Source organism: Limosilactobacillus coleohominis (assembly GCF_016901675.1).
In the GTDB taxonomy this organism is placed as follows: domain Bacteria; phylum Bacillota; class Bacilli; order Lactobacillales; family Lactobacillaceae; genus Limosilactobacillus; species Limosilactobacillus intestinavium.
The window spans coordinates 1-1,495 of sequence record NZ_JACJKU010000139.1 but is presented as its reverse complement, the minus strand read 5'-3'; the positions used below and the strand labels follow the sequence as shown (position 1 = coordinate 1,495).

The window sequence follows — 1,495 nt, the reverse complement described above, 5'->3', positions numbered from 1 at the left end:
TGTTTGGATTATTTTTTCGTTATTATTTATGGAGGTTTTTTTATTATGCAAAATAATAAGATGCATTTTAAGATGTACAAGTCCGGTAAGAACTGGATGGTTGCTGGTTTAATGACCACTGCTGTTTTGGCCGGCTTGACTTTAAGCAATACTAACAATGACGTTGTTGCACATGCCGATACTACTCCAGTGGCAGCACAAACCACTTCAACTCAACCAGCTGATGTACAACAAGCACAAAAAGCTGCTGACAAGGCTGATCAACTTAAGAACAATGCCAAGACAGATTGGGACAAGAAGACTACCCATCAAAACAACTTAGACCAAGCTGCTAACAAGGCTGATCAATTGCGTGACAATGCTGCAGCTAAGGCTGAAAAACAAGCTCAAGATGATCTGAACAAATCTACTGAAGACCAAGGCATTTTGGAAAAGCTTCAAGATTCTGCCAAGAACGCTCAGAAAGTAGCTGACCAATCCAAGGCGGATTATGATCAAAAGCAAAAGGTAGCCGATGAAGCCACTGCAGCAGCTAATAAGGCTGATAAGAAAGCTGAGAAGGCCCAAGCCAAAGCTGACAAATCCAAGGCGGATTATGATCAAAAGCAAAAGGTAGCCGATGAAGCTAATGACGCAGCTAATAAGGCTCACAAGGCAAACGATTTGAAGGCTGCTGCCGAAGATGCCGACGCTGCATACCGTGCTAACCTTGAGGCTGATGAAGCATACGCACAATCACAAGAAGATGCTGGTAATGCCGACACCGCAAAGCAAGAAGCCGAGGATGCCGATGACGCTGCATACCGTGCAAACCATGATGCTAATGAAGCATACTCACAATGGCAAGAAGACTTTCGTGATGCAGACAATGCCAAGAACGCTGCTGACGATTACAAGACTAATGTAGCTGACCCAGCTGCCAAGAAGGCTAGTGAATCAAAGGCTGCAGCTGCTAAGGCACACAAGGCTGCTGATGATGCTGATGCTAACTTAGCTGCTGTTAAGAAGGCTCACGAAACTGTAAATCCAAGTGATGACAACAATAACACTGGTAACAACGAAAAGAAGGATGACAATGGCGCACAAACACCATCATCCGACAAGAACAACACTGTAGCTAACAAGACTGTTGAAGCAAGTGCTGTTGCTACTCCAGCTGCTGTTACTATGACTCGTGCAGAATACAAGAACGCACAAAACAACAACGCAGCTAAGAGCAACAATCTTCCACAAACTGGTAACGAAAACAGTGCTGCTGTTATGGCACTTGGTGCTGTTTCAGCAATGCTTGGTTTAGGCATGGTTGCTAAGAAGCGTGAATTCTAATTCACGAGCGATTTAAATATCTGATATTTGTTGATTTTCATCTGTAAATTGACATTATCCAAAAAGAGGCTGGGAATTAACTATTATTTTCTAGCTTCTAACTAAGAAAATGCGAACTATGATTTTTGATTTAATCAAAAATTGTAGTTCGCATTTTTGGTTATTTACT

Annotated in this window: 1 protein-coding gene; it reads left to right on the top strand. The window is 42.3% G+C overall.

Annotation, left to right across the window (positions count from 1 at the left end; genetic code table 11):
* Positions 1-45 precede the first annotated feature (45 nt).
* Entirely contained in the window at positions 46-1,326 is a 1,281-nt protein-coding gene (locus H5975_RS08035; protein WP_204785603.1) for a KxYKxGKxW signal peptide domain-containing protein, read from the top strand.
* The last annotated feature ends 169 nt before the right edge of the window (positions 1,327-1,495 follow it).